General features: G+C 59.5%; 17 protein-coding genes. 10 read left to right on the top strand and 7 right to left on the bottom strand.

The window, feature by feature from the left end; translation table 11 throughout:
• Nucleotides 1-13: 13 nt before the first annotated feature.
• Both argJ and RID42_05670 read right to left on the bottom strand, forming a co-directional pair.
• Nucleotides 14-1252 carry a bifunctional glutamate N-acetyltransferase/amino-acid acetyltransferase ArgJ gene (gene argJ, locus RID42_05675; protein ID MEQ8247153.1) on the bottom strand — a complete coding sequence of 413 codons (1239 nt, stop codon included), beginning with the start codon at nt 1250-1252 and terminating at the stop codon, nt 14-16.
• Between the two features lie 42 nt (nt 1253-1294).
• Nucleotides 1295-2134 carry a peptidylprolyl isomerase gene (locus tag RID42_05670; GenBank protein MEQ8247152.1) on the bottom strand — a complete coding sequence of 280 codons (840 nt, stop codon included), beginning with the start codon at nt 2132-2134 and terminating at the stop codon, nt 1295-1297.
• Nucleotides 2135-2364: 230 nt separating this feature from the next.
• Between RID42_05670 and secA the strand changes: the two genes are divergently transcribed.
• Nucleotides 2365-5091 carry a preprotein translocase subunit SecA gene (gene secA, locus RID42_05665; GenBank protein ID MEQ8247151.1) on the top strand — a complete coding sequence of 909 codons (2727 nt, stop codon included), beginning with the start codon at nt 2365-2367 and terminating at the stop codon, nt 5089-5091.
• A 13-nt stretch (nt 5092-5104) separates the two neighbouring features.
• Here secA and RID42_05660 read toward each other — a convergent pair whose 3' ends face one another.
• From RID42_05660 to RID42_05645, 4 genes are read right to left on the bottom strand one after another with little or no spacing between them, the layout of a single operon-like run.
• Nucleotides 5105-6052: an acetyl-CoA carboxylase carboxyltransferase subunit alpha gene (locus tag RID42_05660; protein ID MEQ8247150.1), complete on the bottom strand. Its 948-nt coding sequence runs from the start codon at nt 6050-6052 to the stop codon at nt 5105-5107.
• A complete protein-coding gene (locus RID42_05655; protein MEQ8247149.1) occupies nt 6053-6985 on the bottom strand; it encodes a site-specific tyrosine recombinase XerD in 933 nt (310 codons plus the stop codon). It abuts the gene before it with no gap.
• Complete coding sequence (locus tag RID42_05650; GenBank protein ID MEQ8247148.1) at nt 6985-8781, bottom strand: hypothetical protein; 1797 nt, start codon at nt 8779-8781, stop codon at nt 6985-6987. Before RID42_05650 ends, RID42_05655 begins: the two co-directional genes overlap by 1 nt.
• A gap of 5 nt (nt 8782-8786) precedes the next feature.
• Nucleotides 8787-8927, bottom strand: a complete 141-nt coding sequence (locus RID42_05645) for a hypothetical protein (GenBank protein MEQ8247147.1) — start codon at nt 8925-8927, stop codon at nt 8787-8789.
• Nucleotides 8928-9004: 77 nt separating this feature from the next.
• Here RID42_05645 and RID42_05640 point away from each other — a divergent pair, with 77 nt between their 5' ends.
• Genes RID42_05640 through RID42_05625 form a run of 4 tightly spaced genes read left to right on the top strand, consistent with a single transcriptional unit; the run spans nt 9005 to nt 12967 of the window.
• Complete coding sequence (locus tag RID42_05640; GenBank protein ID MEQ8247146.1) at nt 9005-9670, top strand: shikimate kinase; 666 nt, start codon at nt 9005-9007, stop codon at nt 9668-9670.
• Nucleotides 9667-10773 carry a 3-dehydroquinate synthase gene (aroB, locus tag RID42_05635; protein ID MEQ8247145.1) on the top strand — a complete coding sequence of 369 codons (1107 nt, stop codon included), beginning with the start codon at nt 9667-9669 and terminating at the stop codon, nt 10771-10773. Before RID42_05640 ends, aroB begins: the two co-directional genes overlap by 4 nt.
• A gap of 18 nt (nt 10774-10791) precedes the next feature.
• Nucleotides 10792-12057, top strand: a complete 1266-nt coding sequence (locus tag RID42_05630; GenBank protein ID MEQ8247144.1) for an HlyC/CorC family transporter — start codon at nt 10792-10794, stop codon at nt 12055-12057.
• Nucleotides 12058-12088: 31 nt separating this feature from the next.
• Nucleotides 12089-12967: an AEC family transporter gene (locus tag RID42_05625; protein MEQ8247143.1), complete on the top strand. Its 879-nt coding sequence runs from the start codon at nt 12089-12091 to the stop codon at nt 12965-12967.
• On the opposite strand, the gene RID42_05620 is transcribed toward RID42_05625, so the two are convergent.
• On the bottom strand, nt 12964-13254 hold the full coding sequence (locus RID42_05620) for a BolA family protein (protein ID MEQ8247142.1): 291 nt from the start codon (nt 13252-13254) through the stop codon (nt 12964-12966). The two genes, RID42_05625 and RID42_05620, sit on opposite strands and share 4 nt — an antisense overlap.
• Before the next feature lie 88 nt (nt 13255-13342).
• On the opposite strand from RID42_05620, the gene RID42_05615 reads away from it, so the two are divergent.
• The 5 genes from RID42_05615 to RID42_05595 are packed head-to-tail and all read left to right on the top strand — an operon-like array spanning nt 13343 to nt 18482.
• Nucleotides 13343-13918 (top strand): J domain-containing protein, encoded by a 576-nt coding sequence (locus RID42_05615; GenBank protein MEQ8247141.1) that lies wholly within the window; start codon nt 13343-13345, stop codon nt 13916-13918.
• 22 nt (nt 13919-13940) lie between these two features.
• Complete coding sequence (gene cobS, locus RID42_05610) at nt 13941-14945, top strand: cobaltochelatase subunit CobS (GenBank protein MEQ8247140.1); 1005 nt, start codon at nt 13941-13943, stop codon at nt 14943-14945.
• Nucleotides 14946-16790: a cobaltochelatase subunit CobT gene (cobT, locus tag RID42_05605; GenBank protein MEQ8247139.1), complete on the top strand. Its 1845-nt coding sequence runs from the start codon at nt 14946-14948 to the stop codon at nt 16788-16790.
• Nucleotides 16791-16824: 34 nt separating this feature from the next.
• Nucleotides 16825-17508 (top strand): Sua5/YciO/YrdC/YwlC family protein, encoded by a 684-nt coding sequence (locus RID42_05600; GenBank protein ID MEQ8247138.1) that lies wholly within the window; start codon nt 16825-16827, stop codon nt 17506-17508.
• Nucleotides 17505-18482 (top strand): esterase-like activity of phytase family protein, encoded by a 978-nt coding sequence (locus RID42_05595; GenBank protein ID MEQ8247137.1) that lies wholly within the window; start codon nt 17505-17507, stop codon nt 18480-18482. Before RID42_05600 ends, RID42_05595 begins: the two co-directional genes overlap by 4 nt.
• The last annotated feature ends 2 nt before the right edge of the window (nt 18483-18484 follow it).

Raw genomic sequence — 18484 nt, 5'->3', positions numbered from 1 at the left:
CCACGCGCGTTAGCTAGGAACGATAGTCCGCGTTGATCCGGATATAGCCTTCGGTGAAATCGCACGTCCAAACGGTGAACGCCGAGCGGCCCACGCCGACATCGACTTTGATCTCAATTCGCGGATTCTTCATATAGCCGGCGACGATCGATTCCTGATAATCCGCGCGGACAGTTCCATTTTCGGCAACAAGGTGCTCACCAAAGGCAATTCGAAGCCGGTCGCGGTCGGCCTCTTCGCCAGCCTTGCCGACAGCCATCACAATTCTTCCCCAGTTCGGATCTTCGCCGGCAATGGCCGTCTTAACCAACGGCGAGTTGGCAATCGACATCCCGATGCGCTTCGCCGCCCGCTTAGACTTTGCGCCAGAAACCTGAATCTCAACGAACTTGGTCGCTCCTTCGCCGTCGCGGACAATCTGGTGGGCGAGATCTTTGGTGAGTTCGGTTAACGCGCGGCGGAACCCTCTGAGGAGCGGGCTTTTGGTATTCAGAATAGGGTCGTGCCGTAGGCCGGCGCCGGTTGCGAAGAGCAGCATCGTATCGCTGGTCGAAGTGTCGCCATCTACCGTGACGGCGTTGAAAGAGCGCTCGTTGGCACGCGCCAGTTCGGCCTGCAAGACGTCATGGGGAATGGCCGCATCGGTGAAGACGTAAGCCAGCATAGTCGCCATATCCGGGGCAATCATTCCGGACCCCTTGGCGATACCGTTCAACTGGTAGAGCGTATCCCCGATCTTGAACGGGCGAGTCGCCAGCTTTGGGAAAGTATCGGTGGTTCGAATGGCCTCCGCCGCCGCGCGCCAGTTGTTTTCGTTTAGTCCTTGATTCAGCGTTTCGATCACCGCAAGGATCTTGTCCGTTGGCAGTTTTTCGCCAATGACGCCGGTCGAACTGACAAAAACCTGATCGGCCCTACAGCCGAGGGTCCGCGCCACGGCAGCGGTTGTCGCGGCGACCGCGCGAATACCTTCGTAGCCGGTGAACGCATTGGAGTTCCCGGCATTGACCAAGAGGCCGCGGGCGGTCCCCGACCGCAGGATATCGCGGCACCACAAAACCGGCGCGGACGCCGTGCGAGATCGTGTCAGGACGCCCGCAGCCGTCGTCCCCTCCTGCATTTCGACCAGCAACACATCGGCCCGATCGTATTTAATGCCCGCGGTAACCGTTGACAGACGGACCCCCGGAACCGGGGGAAGGTCCGGAAAGGTATCCGGCGCAAGCGGCGATTTCGTCAGTTGTCGTGCCATATCGCGCTAGAATGCCGGGACAACGCCGCCCCGGCAATGGGGCTAGTTCTCGATACGATTCCCCTTAGCGTCATACAGAACGACGGTGACACCCTTGCGCGCCTCGGTCAGCACCTCTTGCACGATCACATTCGTCAGTTGCTGGGTTAGCTCGTCGCGCACCTCGTCGAGCGCCGGAGGGGGCGCCTGACGACGGTCCGTCAGCTTGATGACATGCCAACCGAACTGGGTCTGAACCGGCTCCGAAACCTCGTCGACCTCCAAAGCAAAAGCAACTTCCGAAAAGGTCGGGACCATCTGTCCTTCCTCAAAATAGCCGAGATCCCCCCCCGCACTCGCGGACGGACCTGTAGATTCCCGCCGCGCGACTTCGGCGAAATCGGCGCCGCCGCGGACCTCGGTTGCGATCGCCTGGGCAGCTTCTTTCGTTTCCACAAGAATATGGCTGGCCCGGATTTGCTCAGTCGGCGGGTTATCCGCGACGAACTCGTCATAGAGCTTCTTCAACCGATCTTCCGTCAATCCGCTTTCGATCTGGCGGCTCAAATAGACGTTTTGCAGGATACGCAGGACAGCGATTTCGGCTTGGCGCTTGTACTCTGCGTCCTGTTCGGTACCTGCCGACCGCGCGAGGGCAACCACCAATCGGGTATTGACTAGCTCGTTGACGACCAAGGGGTCGATCTGTTCGCGCGGCGCGGACTGGACCTGTTCGGGCAATTGAGCGATGAAAGCGTCGACATCCGATTGACGAATTTCCTCGCCGGCAACGGTTGCACGGACTGGATCCTGCGGGCTTTCCTGCGCCACAGCAAATGAGCCCAGCCCAAAAATGACAGTCACGGCAAGTGCGCCGGATAACCGGGCAACGTTGGAAAGCATCGGCAAGTCCCTTCTTGGGCGAATGACACAGGAGCGGCAAACGCGGTTGTAACATGGAGCCCAGCCAATACTCGGCATTTTTTTGGCACGGCCCCTCACGTCCGATTGACCGAAATGCGCCGGTCACGATGTCGCTGCCTCCGTTGACAGACGGATTGGCGGTCCTTATTTCTCGTGCCAATGCGCCCTTCGCGCCTGCCCTGCACCTACAGCAATAGTGAGGATTCTAGATGATCGGCGGGATTGCCAGACGCCTATTTGGCACGGCAAACGATCGCGTCGTTCGCGAACTCCGAACCGTTGTCGATCACATTAACGGTCTTGAAGACTCGATTTCTTCTTTGTCCGATGCCCAACTTGCCGCCCGAACCGGCGAATTTCGCCAACGAATCGCCAACGGCGAAACGCTCGGCAGCCTGCTCCCCGAAGCCTTTGCGACGGTCCGCGAAGCGGCCAAGCGAACCCTCGGAGAACGTCACTACGACGTGCAGTTGATCGGCGGCATGGTCCTCCATCAGGGCAAGATTGCGGAAATGCGCACCGGCGAAGGCAAGACCCTGGTATCGACGCTACCCGTCTATCTCAACGCGCTGGCCGGAAAGGGTGTGCATGTTGTGACAGTCAACGACTATCTCGCTAGGCGGGATGCCGAATGGATGGGCCAGGTCTACGGATTCTTGGGCCTGACTGTGGGCGTCATCGTTCATGGGCTGAGCGACGACGAGCGGCGCGAGCAGTACAAAGCCGACCTAACCTATGGCACCAACAACGAATTCGGGTTCGACTACCTCCGCGACAACATGAAGTTCGAACTGGCCTCGATGGTGCAACGCCCGTTTAACTTCGCCATCGTCGACGAAGTCGATTCGATTTTGGTCGACGAGGCCCGGACGCCATTGATCATCTCGGGGCCAGCCGAAAGCAGCTCCGACCTGTACCTGCAGCTGGACGACCTCATTCCGAAGTTGGTCGCCGAAGATTACGAGCTCGATGAGAAAAGCCGGACGGTGGTGTTGTCGGAGACCGGGGTTGAGCATATGGAGGAACTCCTGCGCGAGGCAGGCCTCCTAAAGGGTGAAACGCTCTACGATATTGAGAACGTGACGGTTGTGCATCACGCCAATCAAGGCCTACGCGCACACCGCCTATTCTTGAAAGACCGCGACTACATCGTCAAAGACGACCGCGTCATCATTATCGATGAGTTCACCGGTCGGGCGCTTGAAGGTCGCCGCTATTCCGAAGGTCTGCACCAAGCGCTCGAGGCCAAGGAGCGCGTTTCTATTCAACAGGAAAACCAAACGCTCGCCTCGATCACCTTCCAGAATTACTTCCGGATGTATCCCAAACTTTCCGGGATGACCGGAACGGCGGCGACAGAAGCCGAAGAGTTCCACGACATCTACAAGCTCGAAGTAGTGGCGGTGCCGACCCATCAGCCGATGGTGAGGAAGGACGAAGACGACGAGGTATACCGCAACGCGACCGAGAAAATGAACGCCATCATCGAGTTGGTGGGGGAGTGTCAGCAGCGCGGGCAACCCTGCCTCGTCGGCACCGTTTCGATTGAGAAGTCCGAGGACCTCGCGGCGGCGCTCAAGAAAAAAGGGATTCCCCATCGCGTCCTGAATGCGCGTTATCACGAACAGGAAGCGCACATCATTGCTCAGGCAGGCCGGCTCGGCGCTGTAACCATCGCGACTAATATGGCCGGCCGCGGCACCGACATTAAGCTCGGCGGCAATCTGGAGATGCGTCTAGCCGACGAAGTCGACGCCAAAGCGCCCGAAACCGACCAGGCTGCTACGGGCGAGCGAATCACGGCGGAGATCGAACAAGAAAAGCAGGCCGTCATGGCCGCCGGCGGTCTATACGTTGTCGGCACCGAGCGTCACGAAAGCCGTCGCATCGACAACCAACTCCGTGGCCGCTCGGGACGTCAGGGCGACCCAGGTCAATCGAAATTCTTCCTATCTCTCGAAGACGACCTTATGCGGATTTTCGGATCCGAGAGAATGGATGGGATGCTGCGACGCCTTGGTCTGAAGGACGGCGAAGCGATCGTTCATCCTTGGATCAACAAGGCTCTCGAGAAGGCGCAGCAAAAGGTCGAAGCACGCAACTTCGATATCCGAAAAAATCTCCTGAAGTTCGACGACGTCATGAATGATCAACGCAAGGTCATTTACGACCAGCGGATCGATTTGATGAAGGCCAAGGATGTCTCGGAAACCTTCAAAGACATGCGCGACCAAGTCATCGAAGACCTCGTCGCGACGCATATCCCCGAGCGCGCTTACGCTGAGCAGTGGGCAACCTCGGAGTTGAATCTAGAAGTCAAACGCATCTTCGCCGTCGATCTCCCGATCGACGAATGGGCTTCGGAAGAGGGAATTGCCGACGAGGAAATCCGACATCGCGTTAAGGATGCCGTGAGCAAAAGATTTGCGGAGAAGGCTACTCGCTACGGTGCCGATGTTTGGCGCGTGGTCGAAAAGAGCTTGATGCTGCAGGTCCTCGATCAGCACTGGAAGGATCATTTGCTCGGTCTGGACCACCTCCGGCAGGGCATTGGGTTACGTGCCTACGGCCAGCGCGATCCGTTGAACGAATACAAAAGCGAAGCATTCAACATGTTCGAATCGATGCTTGCGTCGCTCCGGGTCAATCTCGCGACCTACCTTTCGCATGTCGAACTTCAGATGGACACGCCCGCGGCCGCCCAAATCGCCGCCGCTCGGCCCGCCCAGGAAACCCAAGAAATCCATACCGACCCGGCAACCGGCAATAACGAAATGGCATCGGAAAGCCCTGGCACCGGCCCAACCCGCAGCGCGCGATCCCAGGCCGGGCGCAACCCGACAGACCCATCGACCTGGGGCAAGGTTGGCAGAAACGAAATCTGTCCCTGCGGATCAGGGAAGAAATTCAAACAATGCCATGGTCGGCTGAACTAGCCTGAACGCGCTCTCACGCCTGTCCCATCGCTAGAAATTTTTCCCGCCGGCGAATCCGCCGAGACCCCGATTTCTCAGCAAGGAGGCGGGAGAGAGTCTTTTCGATTTCATCGCCAAGCGCGCGGATCGCGGCTGTAGGCTGGCGGTGCGCGGCCCCCAGCGGTTCGGGCACGACACGGTCGATTACCTTGAGACCTAGAAGATCCTCGGCGGTAAGCTTCAAGGCGTCCGCTGCGTCCTGTGCACGCGCGGCGCTGCGCCACAAGATCGAGGCGCAACCTTCCGGAGAGATCACCGAATAGACCGCGTGTTCGAGCATCAAGACGCGGTCTGCCGTCGCCAAGGCGACCGCACCGCCCGAACCGCCCTCACCGACGATGGATGCAATAAAGGGGACTTCGAGGCGAAGGCTAGTTTCGATAGACCGGGCAATCGCCTCCGATTGGCCGCGCTCTTCGGCCTCGACCCCGGGATAAGCGCCGGGCGTATCGACAAACGTTAGCAGCGGCAAATTGTAGTGATTGGCCATATTCATCAGACGAATGGCCTTACGGTACCCTTCGGGGTGTGCCATACCGAAATTGTGGCGCACACGCCCGTCCGTTCCGCTCCCCTTTTCATGGCCGACGACGAAAACCGAGCGGCCGCGAAACCTAGCGATTCCACCGACCAAAGCCGCATCGTTGCCGTAGGCCCGGTCTCCACATAACTCGATGAAGTCGTCGAACAACGCCTCGGCATAGTGAGAGAAGTGCGGCCTGTCCGGGTGTCGTGCAACTTGCATCTTCTGCCACGGCGTGAGCTTCCCATAGATCTGCTTTAGAACTTGGTCGACTTTGGTCTCGAGCTTGCCGAGCTCGTCCGAGATATTCACGTCGCCACCGTGCGCGGTATGTCGCAGTTCCTTGATTTTACCTTCGAGCTCGGCAACGGGTTTTTCGAAATCGAGGAAAGTATTCATTCAGCCTACCGTCTCCGCGCCCTTGGACAGCGGGTGATGGTCCACCACGGTCTGCCGGAGACGCTCTTCGAGGACATGGGTGTAGATTTGTGTCGTAGAAATGTCGGCGTGTCCAAGCATCTGCTGGACGGAGCGTAAATCCGCACCATTTGCGAGCAAATGGGACGCGAATGCGTGGCGCAGCACATGCGGCGAAACCCGTCTCGGATCGACGCCAGCCTTCACCGCGAGTTCATCGAGGATCTGTGCGAACCGTTGCCGACTCAAGTGGCCGGGGTTGGCGCGGGAGGGGAACAGCCAGGGCGACGCCTTGTCGGCGGATAGGAACTCGCGGCGTCGCTCAAGGTAGGCGCGCAATGCGGCCAAAGCTGAATTGCCGACGGGAATATATCGTTCCCGGTCGCCCTTACCCCGGACTAGAACCAACCCGGCGTCTAGGTCGAGACTAGAGAGGGGAAGGCCGACCAATTCGCTCACGCGAAGACCGGAAGCGTACAGCAGCTCCAATAACGCCGTGGCCCTCGCCCCCTCAGGCCCGGTCATCCGACGAACCTGGAGTAGCAACGATTCGACTTCTGCTGCAGCCAAAACCCGTGGCAACGATCGCCCACGGCGCGGCGGGTCAAGGACACGGCTGGGGTCGTCGACACGAACGCCGTCTACGACCAAGAACTTGAAGAACTGGCGTAGCGTCGAAATTTTTCTGGCAACTGTTGTGGGCGCCAAACCGCGGGCACCCAGAGTCGAGACGTAACGCCGCAACAGCACACCGTCACACCCAACAGCACTACATTTTTCGCGAATGAGATAGTCGGCGAGGTGGGTCAGATCCTTGCCGTAGGCCAACAGCGTTCTCGGGGAAGCACCGCGCTCGGCCGAGATCATCTCGAGAAACCGCTCGATCAAGGTTTCGGTTGGGGCCTCTTCCGCCATCAAAGGCTCCGGCCAACCACCGCTTCGAGCGCCAACGCCAGCGCATCCTGTCTCAGACCGACGGCCAGAAGCGCCGCAACCACATCGGCTAGGACAACCGCATCGACTTCGGCAGGGTGCTTGTCGCCCAAAGCAACTAAAGCGAACAAGACCGTCTCGCCAACGCGACCGCCTTGGGCGGCAGCGTGCAGTCCCCTTAGGACCCCAACCGATGGGCGTTCCGCGAGAACCGATGCCGCCGACTTGGTAAATTGCTCCCAGACGGGATCGGGAACGGCTAGACCGACGGCGTCGAACACCGACAGCACCGTACCGCCGAGGTTCGACATTTGATTGCTGTCGAGTTCCACAATTCCTTGCCACCAAGCCACCACCGCGTCGGACACCCAGGGCAATGGGTCCGAGGGCGGAAGCACCATCAGTGGCGGCCATAGTTTGAGGACGGCCACGGCGGCATCGGCTTGCGTTTCTGAAACAAGCAAGCGCGCGAGGTCGAACCACCCACGCGCACCGTCGACCGCGCCCGCGTGTAGTAGTGCCAAACCTGCATCCGCAGCGAACCACACAAGGTCGGGATCTGGTGTCAGCGCCACAAGGCGATCGGCATTAACGCGCGCAACCATCCCGTGTGTCCGAGCATTCGCCAACTTGAGCGCGGTTTGCAGCGCCTCGGCTTGCGCAGCGGGAATGTCTTCTCCGACCGCAGACTGAAACAGCAACGCGTTCGCGAGTGGGCGCGGCAGCTCGAGCGCCGCCGTTAGGACGTTGGCACGTTGATCGTCGCTGAAGGCTAGGCTCGCATAGATTTGGCCGAGCGATTCCGCCGACAACGACCCCACAACCTCGGCCGCTTCGCCTGCCATGAGGCGCGCCTCGATCGAGGCATTGGCGGAGGTCGCGATCGCGCGCAGGAGCGCGGGATTATCGCTGTTTGCCGCGCTATCGGGAATTGCTCGACGGGCCGCCCGGATCATGGCGAAGTGAAGGGGCGTCACGTCTTTTGCGGGTTCGATCTGAACGTCGCTACCATCCACCAAAGTTGCCAGCAGCCGATCGAACAAGGGGTCCGGATCGCCCGGCAACTCCCGCAGGATCGCCGACGTAAGACGGGCGTGCTCGACATCGCCATCGAGGACTCTACAAAAAACGAACCGCCGGACCCAGTAGGGCGCGCGGCGGCTAAGCGCGAGCGACCGATCGACGATTTCACAGGCCGCCTGATGGTTGCCGTCGAGGAGAGCCCCGTCTGCGCGGGCAATATCGAGGGCAGGATCGTCCATTTGTGGTGGGGCGAGCGCAGCCAATGCCGTCGCCGACGCGTAGTCGCCGGCGGCGGCCAGCCGCTCGACCCGCAGCCCAAGAAAACTCGGTGCGGTCGCAGGGCCCGACGGAACTTTGGCGGCGGTGAGCAAAAGTCTGCGGCGAAGAGATTGAGCGACCCGCGACGGCGTCAGTGCCGGGATATGCGGCAACAGTCCCTCGACCATTTCGCGCCGCGCCCCGGACCACAGGGTCACGTCGAATCCCCCGGTCTCAAGGGACAACACACCAACGGACGATGGGTCGAACTGTTCAAGCGCGACGACGGCAATTCCCTGATCGGCAGGCACCGGCTGACCTTGCGCCGTCGCGGCACCAGTCTCGGCGTCGGGCAATTTCGGTGTCGGTGGCACGGTTGGCAAGAGCCGTATCGGTCCATCGGCGGCTTGCTGGGCGTGGGTAGGCCCACCGCCGCCGATCACGAGCCAAAATGCCGCGAAAATGACAATCCCGCGGCGCAGGCGTAGGTATTCCATGATATCTACCGGGGAAACCGGCTGTCAGGCAGGACTTTTTCGACCTGCTTGGTCGGCGCCGGTATATCCCAGGTAGCCAAGAAGACCGTCACGCCTGCCACCAACGCGACGATCAGAAAAATTGTCAGTTTTGACGCCATCGACATCTGGTTAAGCCTCGCCCCCTATTCTTAACGCGGCACTTTAAGGCAACGCGCCAAGATAGATATAATCTTGCCAAAATATGGCGACGATGGGGCATTCTACTTGGTGCACATTTCGCTTTCAAACCACTCCGGCAAAACCACCGGCGGTTATCGAACACATGGCACAGAAAAAACGGGGGCGTGGGCAAATCAAACCGCCCTCTCGGCCCTTGGTATTGGTGGGTCTGATGGGCGTGGGTAAGACCACTGTAGGGCGGCGGTTGGCCCGGCGAATGAGCATTCCCTTTGTCGACGCCGACTCCGAGATAGAGAAAGCAGCAGGGTGCTCGATCAGCGACATTTTTGAATTTCACGGCGAGGCAACCTTCCGTGAAGGCGAACGCCGTGTCATCAAACGCATTCTGGACGGCCCGCCGAAGGTTGTTTCGACGGGCGGCGGCGCCTTCATCGACCCCGAAACAAGAGCGCGCATACGAAGCAAGGCATTGTCGATATGGCTTCGTGCCGACCTTGAGACAATTCTGAAGCGCGTCAAAAGAAACAGTAATCGCCCTCTATTGACGGGGTCGGACGATCCTGGCACGACGCTCCGTAGGCTCATGGCCGAACGAGACCCTATCTACGCGGAGGCCGATTTGGTTGTCGATAGCGGCGACACCGCGATCGACAAGGTCGTCGATACCATTCTGGACGCGCTGCGCGACCATCTACTGGAAAACCCTCACTCGAGAGCTCCCCAATGACGATCGAAGAAACGGTCCAAGTCGGATTACCGGGCCGTCGCTACGACATCCTGATTGGGCGCGCGGTCATAGCCGGAGCAGGCGCCACGATTGCGGCGGCGACGGGCGCGCTCAAATGCGTGATTGTCACGGACGAAACCGTCGCTTCATTTTACCTCGCCGCACTCAAGGCAAGCTGCGAGTCCGCGGGGATGAACTCGCAGGCCATTGTTCTGCCGCCAGGCGAGTCGACGAAGGACTTCGGCCACCTCGAACGTGTAATCGGCGCGATGCTGGATGCCGAGATTGAGCGCAGCGACGTGGTCATCGCACTTGGTGGCGGCGTTATCGGCGATCTCGCCGGCTTTGCGGCAAGCATCCTGCGCCGGGGTGTCGCCGTTGCTCAAATTCCAACGACATTATTGTCTCAAGTAGACAGTTCGGTCGGCGGCAAGACGGGCATCAATACGGGGCATGGTAAGAACCTTGTCGGCACATTCCATCAGCCCTCACTGGTCTTGATCGATTTGGACACGCTCGACACGCTTCCAGATCGCCAAATGCGGGCGGGGTATGCAGAAGTTGCCAAGTACGGACTTATTGCAGACGCCGATTTCTTCGATTGGCTCGAAGTGAACGGTGCGGCCGTCCTTGAGCGCAATCCCGAAGCAATTCGGTACGCGGTCGCCGTGAGTTGCAGAACGAAGGCCGCAATCGTCGAATCGGATGAACGGGAGACGCGCGGCGCCCGCGCCCTGCTCAACCTTGGCCACACCTTCGGCCATGCGATCGAAGCGACCGCCGGCTTCGATGGGCGCGTCTTGCACGGTGAAGCCGTTTCTGCGGGTATTGTGATGGCTGCGCACCTCTCAAGTGATAGAAGCTTTACCGACACAGATCGCGTGCGAGACCACTTGTCGTCGATCGGCCTGCCCGTCAGTTTGAAGGATCTCGGCATAGAGGCGACAGCCTCAAGCCTGTACGCTCACATGGCCCAGGACAAGAAAGTTCGGGCAGGCAAACTCACATTCGTCCTCATCGACAAGATCGGGCAGGCTTCATTAGCAAACAACATCGCTCGCGAGAGCGTCATTTCAGCGCTGCACGCCTGCGGCGCGACTTAACGTAGGCGGCGCATGAATATGGAAGTTGTCTTAACCGTCCTCGCAATACTGGCATTGCTGTTCCTCTCCGGCTTGTTTTCCGGATCGGAAACCGCCCTAACGGCCGCATCGCGGCCGCGGATTTCACATCTGGAGAAGCAAGGTAACCGGCGGGCCAAGGCCGTCATTCGGTTGATCGAGGCGCGCGAACGCCTTATCGGCTCCATTCTCCTCGGCAACAACCTCGTCAACATCCTCGCATCCGCTCTCGCGACGAGCGTCCTGATCAGTGAATTCGGAGATGCAGGCGTTGTTTACGCGACGATTCTGATGACGGCCCTCGTCCTGATCTTTGCCGAGGTTCTTCCAAAAACCTACGCGCTGAGACACCCGACACGGACATCGCTCCGGGTCGCACCGTTCGTCGGCGCCACGGTCACGGTCCTGACGCCGGTGGTCAGGTCGGTCGAGTGGATCGTCGGCCTGACACTGCGTCTATTCGGGGCCGAACGGGGCGCACACGCGCTTCTGGTATCGCCGCAGGAAGAACTAAGAAGCGCCATTCAAATCCACGCCGACGAAGGCGGAATCGTGAAGCATGAAAGCGACATGCTCCACGGTATTTTCGATCTTAGCGAAACCAGCGTCGAAGACGTCATGATCCACCGCAGCAACATGACGATGGTGAACGTCGGTCAACCGCCGGAGGAAATCGTCAAGGAAGTTCTGAGCAGTCCCTATACCCGACTGCCGCTGTGGCGAGACGAACCTGAAAATATCGTCGGCATCCTCCATGCAAAGGATGTGTTGCGTGCCCTCGTTGCCGCGGGCGGAAGCAGCGCGGCGATCGATCCGCAGCAAATCGCCGCCGAGCCATGGTTCATTCCGGAGACGACTACCTTAATTGAGCAAATGGCCGCGTTTCGCGATCGGCACCAACATTTCGCCCTTGTCGTGGATGAGTATGGCGCCCTCATGGGTATGGTGACGCTGGAAGACATCTTGGAAGAGATCGTCGGACCGATAACGGACGAAACCGATGTAGCGCACCGTGGCATCCGATCGCAACAGGATGGAAGCGTTATCGTCGAGGGCAGTGTGACAATCCGCGACCTGAACCGCGACTTGGGCTGGTCGTTACCTGACGAGGAGGCGGTGACGGTCGCCGGCATCGTCATTCACGAGTCTCAATCCATCCCCGAGGTAGGGCAAGTATTTCAGTATTACAACACGCGATTCGAGATCGTTCGCCGCAAGCGCAATCAGATCACGCTGCTACGTCTGACGGCGTTGACGAAGACCTGACGGTGAGGGCGTTTGGGCTGGAAACGACCCGATGATCGATGAGCTTTTTTCGATCGTCGCGCCGGTTTTTCTAACCGCTGCGATAGGTTTCGCATGGGTTCGATCAGGTCGCATCTTCGATACCGACTTCGTGACAGGGATCGTCCTGACCGTTGCAACGCCGTGTTTGGTTTTCTCCTCCCTCACGCGTCTTGACGTGTCGATGGAGACCCTTGGCGCTGTCGCGGGATCCTATCTTTCAGTCCTCGCGCTTATTGGGACCGTTGGCGCGGCGGCGATCAAATACGTTCTGCGGTTGCCGCTGTCGTCCTATCTCCCGTCGGTGATGTTCGGCAATCTCGGGAACATGGGTATACCGCTCGCCTTCTTCGCCTTTGGCGACGAGGGTCTCGCGCTCGCGGTCGCCGCATTCTCCGTTCACTCCGTTGCGCAGTTTACGATCGGCATTTCGATTCATGCAGGCGGCATCCACGCCAAACAACTAATACGAACACCCGTTCTGTACGGCGTCTTGCTCTCGCTGCCGTTCATGGTGACGCAAACGGCCCTGCCGGAGTGGGCAACCAACACCGTCGATCTCCTCGCGTCGCTCGTCGTTCCCTTGATGTTGCTGACCCTTGGGGTCTCGCTTGCCAGGATGCGGTTGCGGCGGGTGCATCGGAGTCTGGGATTCGCCGTGGCGCGTTTGCTCGGCGGGTTGCTCGCCGGACTAGCAATCGCCGAGTTGTTCGGCCTGGAAGGGACGGTACGCGGCGTCCTGCTTTTGCAATCCACGATGCCCGTGGCGATCTTCAATTATGTGTTCGCCCTGCGGTACAAACGGGAACCCGACGATGTCGCGGCAGCCATCATCCTGTCGACGGCAATCTCGTTCGCTACAATGCCGTTCCTCTTGGTGTTGGTCCTCTAGGCAGCGTTTCCGGACGACTTGGTCCGCTCGCCCGGCGCGTAGGCGTCGATCGTCAATGCGTGGAGGCCGGCATCGAACTCAGGCTGCAGGGCCTTGAGAACGAGTCGCTGGCGCTGCACGCGAGACTTTCCATCAAAAACGGCAGCTTCGATCTTCAGATTGAAGTGAGTTTCCCCGCCTTCCCGCCACCCGGCGTGCCCTTGGTGTTTGGCAGACTCGTCCACAAGCTCGACGACCGATGGCTTGAGTTCGGACAACCGGTTGCGAATTCTGCTCTCAGCACCCATTTTTAGAACCTCAGTAATTGTTGCATTTCGGCATATTGATGCACGAGTTTGGTTTGCCGGGACGTTTGCGAAATATCATACTCCGCCAATGACCTTTGACCCCCGCGAAACGATACGTGAATCGACGTCCAAACGCCTGTGCGACCAAGAGGGTTGCGACGCCGAAGGTGCGCATCGTGCGCCCAAATCCCGTAGCGAGCCGTCGGAATACCATTGGTTTTGCCTCAAACACGTTCGCGAATACAACAAATCGTGGAATTATTTTGAGGGCATGTCCGACGCCCAGGTTGAGGACTATCGCCACAACACAAATACATGGCATCGACCGACCTGGAGCGTTACGGGCAAGACAAAAGGCGCGCCCCGAAAAAAGGCGATCTTTGAAGGAATCGACGATCAGTTCGGCCTCTTCCGCGACAACCCACTTGGGATCGATGGGGTACGACTCCGGCAAGCCAAGCGCCGCGTCCCGGGGCCGGTTGCCAAAGCCCTACGGCGGCTCGGCTTGCCCGAAGAGGCGACTCCTCAGGAGGTCAAATTCCGCTATAAGGAACTGGCGAAGCGGTTTCACCCCGACCTGAACGGGGGAAACAAAGAGGCCGAAGAACGTTTGAAGCGAATCAACGAAGCGTACTCGTACCTGCTGTCCGCAGGGCACGTCTAAACCAGGAATCGGGACAAAAAACTTGGAGAGTTACGAAAGCGCCTTGGCGGCTGCCAAGGACCCCAACCACATTCCAGACATCGATGTATCCGCGCGGCAGCTTTTCGGCCTCGATACCGACATGCTCGTACCGGCCTTTTCGCAGCCGAACGAGTATGTCCCCGACATCGACGAGGCGTATCGCTTCGACCACGATACAACAACCGCGATTTTGGCGGGGTTCAAGTACAACCGGAAGGTCATGATCCAGGGCCTGCACGGGACCGGGAAGTCCACCCATATCGAACAGGTGGCGGCACGGCTGAACTGGCCCTGCATCCGCGTGAACCTCGACAGCCACATCAGCCGAATAGACCTCATCGGCAAAGACGCCATCGTGATCCGCGACGGTAAGCAAATCACGGAATTCCGCGAGGGTATCCTGCCGTGGGCGCTGCAGACCGCGACCGCTCTGGTCTTTGACGAATACGACGCCGGGCGCGCCGATGTCATGTTTGTAATTCAGCGCGTCCTGGAGGCAGAGGGCAAAATGACCCTCCTCGATCAGAATCGCGTGATTCGTCCTCATCCCGCGTTCCGTCTATTCGCGACGGCGAACACAATCGGTCTAGGCGACACAACCGGGCTCTATCACGGGACTCAGCAGATAAACCAGGGTCAAATGGACCGGTGGAATCTGGTGGCGACACTCAACTATTTGCCGCACGAGCAAGAGGTCGCCATCGTTCTCGCCAAGGTACCGGAATACGACACCGACGACGGGCGGAAGATCGTCGCCAAAATGGTGCGCGTCGCAGAGTTATCGCGCACCGGCTTTCAGTCCGGTGACATTTCGACCGTGATGTCACCGCGCACGGTGATCACTTGGGCTGAGAACGCCCAGATATTCAATGATGTCGGCTTCGCGTTCCGTCTCACCTTCGCAAACAAATGCGACGAGATGGAACGTCCGCTCATCGCGGAATACTACCAGCGGTCCTTCGGCGAAGACCTGCCGGAAAGCGCCGCCCTCGCAAAACCACACTAAGTGTCGAGCGAGACCCGCAGCCCGGTCGAGAACTTCAAACGGGCAGTTAGCGCTGCCACGCGGGCGATTTCTGCGGTCAAAGATCTTGACGTATCGTTCGGCATCGAATCGCCTGGAATCAGAGACGACAGCGTACGGCTCCCACAACCGTCCCGGGATCTCAAAGCCAGCGAAGTCAGCCAGGTTAGAGGCGTTGCCGATTCCTTCGCGCTCCGATTGAGACACCACGACGCGAAGCTACATGCGCGCCGGCGGCCCGACGGCCTCGTCGCCCAAGCGGTCTACGACTCGGCCGAACAAGCGCGCATCGAAGCGATCGGCGCATTGCAATACGAAGGCGTCGCCAGGAATCTCGAAGCCGCACTTTCGGAACACTACGAGCGGTCTCGCACCGAAGACGTGGGGAGCCAAGAAGATTTGCCCCTGTCGGAGGCTGTACGCTTGGCCCTGCGCGAGCGACTCACTGGCGCCGAAGCACCGCAAGCTGCCCACGCGATCGTGGAGGCATGGCGGGAAACCCTCGACGGTCGCGCGCGCGAGGACCTCGACGCTCTATGCGACACGGTCGCCGATCAAGCGGCCTTCGCCAAGATCGCTAGGCGCTTGATTGCCCATCTCGACTTGGCCGAGGAAGATACGCTTGAACCGGATCCGGACGAAGCGGAAGAAGCGGACGACGCAGATCAGGAACAAGAAGGGCAATCCGACGAGGGTGACGGCGAAGCCGAAGGCGCGATGCAATCGGTCGGCGAAGATGCGGCAGACGGCTCGATGGACGATGCTGCCGAATCGGCCGCTGGCACAAGCGCCGAGGAGCGACGCGAGATGGCCGGGGAGGGCGAACCCGGAGGTCGGCCCGAGCAGTGGCAAGATGACCCGAGTCGGCGGCGCAACGAACCGACCTACCGGGCCTATTCGACCGCGTTCGACGAGATCGTCCATGCCTCAGACCTCTGCGATCCGGACGAACTCGCCCGTCTCCGGCGTCACCTGGATCAGCAGTTGCACTACCTGCAAGGCGCGGTTGGCCGACTCGCTAACCGGCTACAGCGCCGGCTTATGGCCAAGCAACAGCGGGCCTGGGATTTCGATTTGGAAGAAGGCCAACTTGACGCGGCCCGCCTCGCGCGAGTGATCGTCAATCCGCTCTACTCTCTTTCCTACAAGATGGAGCGAGAGACCGATTTTCGGGACACCGTCGTTTCGCTCCTCATCGACAATTCAGGTTCGATGCGCGGCAGACCGGTCACGGTCGCGGCGATGTGCGCGGACATTCTCGCCCGCACGCTTGAGCGGTGCGGCGTGAACGTGGAAATTCTTGGATTTACAACGGTGGCCTGGAAGGGTGGCCAATCGCGCGAGAAATGGCTGTCAGAGGGGAAACCCCTCAACCCTGGCCGTCTGAACGACCTACGCCATATCGTCTATAAATCTGCCGACGAACCTTGGCGGCGCGCACGACGCGGACTAGGCTTGATGTTGCGCGAAGGATTGCTCAAGGAAAACATCGACGGTGAGGCGCTCACCTGGGCGCACCATCGGCTTATGGTCAGGCCGGAGCAGCGGCGCATCCTGATGGTGATTTCCGACGGCGCCCCGGTCGACGATTCGACGCTTTCGGTCAATCCCGGAAACTACCTCGACCAACATTTGCGAGAAGTGATCAATTGGATCGAGAATCGTTCGCCGGTCGAACTAATCGCGATCGGAATCGGGCACGATGTGAATCGGTATTACCGGCGTGCGGTGACGATCGTCGACGCTGAGCAACTCGGTGGCGCGATGATGGAACAGTTAGCCGACCTGTTCGATGAAGACCCAGGGCAAGCCCGGGTAAGGCAGTAACGCCCGGCAAGGCAGTAACGAAAGAGCAGATCAGATGGGCGTACTTGATATCCAGGGCGATGCGGCGCGGGCCTTTACAGTTCTGAAAGGCGGTGGCATTGCCATCTTACCGATGGATGTGGGTTATTCGCTGATCGGCGGATCGCCGCAGGCGCTTAAGCGCATCTTCGATACGAAGCAGCGGGCCCCTTCGAAACTCAACGCAATGCTTGGGAACGACGATCTGCACCGGGCACTCCATCGGGTTAGCACCCGCGGGCAAGAAATTTACGAAGCGATTTGCAAAGACTACGACCTACCCCTAGGTATGATAGCGCCCTGCAACATCGATCATCCGTTGTTACAGACGCTGGATCGCGATACCTACCAGCGCAGTACGAAGGGCGACACGCTCCTGATGCTGATGAATTCCGGTCGGTTTCATGCGGAGATCACCAAACTCAGCTTTGCGCAAAAGCACCTTTTATTTGGATCGTCGGCGAACCTTACGCTCACGGGCACGCGTTTCCGCGTCGACGAAATGCAAGAGGAGATCACCGGGATCGCCGACATTGTCGTCGACTACGGCTTGATGAAGTACCACAACTACGCGGCGTCCTCGACGCTACTCGATGTCGAGAATTGCACGGTGCACAGGTATGGCGTGTGTTACGAAAATATCGCTGAAATCCTTCAGCGTCATTTCAAGGTGACGCTGCCGCCGAAGCCGACCGATTGAATCGCACGTTCAACTCCCGCGGCCTACTGGCGCTTGTAGCGCTCCTCGCGTTTGCCGGTACAGATGAAGGGGCCGCCGAACCGATTGTCGTGACCGCGACGCCGGTTCAACTCGACCGCGAGGACCCAACGGTTGTCCGCCTCGGCCCACTCAAGTTCATCGGCGGCTTCGCCCTCGACTCGCGCGACCAGCGTTTCGGCGGCCTCTCCGGCCTCGTCGTCGAGGGTAACAACCTGACGGCGGTAACCGATCGCGGCTTTTGGTTTCGCGCGCGCCTCCGACTTAGCGACGACGGGAATTTCACAGGCCTCGACGACGACGAACTTGCGCCGATCCTGAGCAGCAAGGGCGAGCCTTTGAAGATCGAACGCGGCGAGCACGATGCCGAAGCCCTTGAGAAATGGAACAACCTCTACGCCATCGCTTTCGAACGGTTTCACCGAATCGGCCTCTACGACCCGGCGGCGGGCGATCAAGGGCGGCCCGACTACATCCGCGACATACCTGGCCTTGCCAAATCCCCCGCGAACGGCGGGATCGAAACTCTCGCGGGATTGGAAGATGGGCGCCTGCTTGCGTTGACCGAAGACTATGCACCCGACGGCAACCTGGTCGGCTGGCTCATTGATGGAGACCGGCGCGATCCTGTGACCTACCCCAAGACCAACTGGAAACCGACGGACGCCGCTTTTCATCCGAAAATTGGACTACTTGTCCTGGAGCGGCGGCTTTCGGCATTGATCGGATTTTCTGCAAGAATTCGCCACATAGACCCTGCCACGGTGGTCCCGGGAGGCACCCTCGCGGGCGATGTCATCGCGCGTTTCGCGGGATCGATCGTCAGCGACAACTTCGAGGGCATTGCCGTGTCCGAAGGGCCGAACGGCCACCTGCTTGTCTGGGTTGTTTCGGACGACAACTTCAGCTTTTTGCAGCAAACCTTGCTGTTGGGGTTTGTCTGGGATCCGGACTAAGG

The sequence above is a fragment of the Alphaproteobacteria bacterium genome (assembly GCA_040216735.1).
Taxonomy (GTDB): domain Bacteria; phylum Pseudomonadota; class Alphaproteobacteria; order SHVP01; family SHVP01; genus CALJDF01.
Note: the sequence above shows the minus strand (reverse complement) of the source record. Positions and strands in the feature narration are given on the sequence as shown.